This window comes from Mycoplasma sp. HS2188, assembly GCF_025209835.1.
Lineage (GTDB): Bacteria > Bacillota_I > Bacilli_A > Mycoplasmatales > Metamycoplasmataceae > Mycoplasmopsis.
Genome location: NZ_JAOAOI010000049.1, coordinates 1 through 791 on the forward strand (window position 1 = coordinate 1; position 791 = coordinate 791).

Here is a 791-nt window from a genome sequence, read left to right on the forward strand (position 1 = left end):
TGCGTAAGGGTGATAAAAAAGTTATGCTGCAAAATGGTTTTTATGATGATATGAGCCGTAGTGGTGTTTTTAGAATGCATAATGCTTTTGCTGAGCTGTTAGGGTTTAGAGTTAAACAAATTTATCAAGTTGTGAGAGGTGTAGAGAAAAAATTTATTTGCTTAAAAAATAAACTAGGACAAGTTTTTAGAAAGTTTGTCGGTTATGAGTTTAAGTGTGAAAGATATTTAATTATGAAGTTTTAATTAGATAAAAGAGAGTCATGTATATGGACGTGTAGTTTAATGTAAAACACGACTTATGATACGTATTCTGGTTCGAGTCCAGATAGTCCGCTGAAAATTAAACATGATTCTGATTAAAATAAAATTAGATATTTTTAAAAAATGGAGAACTATCGATGTCGGTGGTGTTCTTTAGCATTGCGATGATGGTAAAAACAAAGATTTTGAGAGTGGAAAATTTTGGTTTGGACAAAATCTGGAACATAAATATATTAGTCATGTATATGTAATATATATGACGTGGGAGATTAATGAATAGACAAAGGATATATTCTAATATCGAGTTTGCTAAATACGGTTTGGAGAAAAAAATACAAAAAGGTCAAGACCAGGTTCATGATTGGAAATTTTATTCTTCAGGAAGACATTTGCGTTATATGGCTCGTGTTGATGCTGTTTATGTTCAAGATGATGATAAAACCAAGTTTGATTTAGAAAGTGAATTTAAAAAATCAGGTTTAGATTTTAAATCGTGGATGAATTTACAAACCAGAGTTAAAAAAGATA

1 protein-coding gene and 1 pseudogene are annotated in these 791 nt (G+C 30.1%); both read left to right on the forward strand.

What is annotated here, in order from left to right:
- Positions 1–245 (forward strand): MAGa4850 family ICE element protein (locus tag N1F73_RS03740; RefSeq protein ID WP_260360165.1); only part of this gene is annotated, 245 nt, incomplete at its 5' end.
- Positions 246–535: 290 nt separating this feature from the next.
- Positions 536–791, forward strand: a pseudogene (locus N1F73_RS03745) (hypothetical protein); the annotation flags it as partial.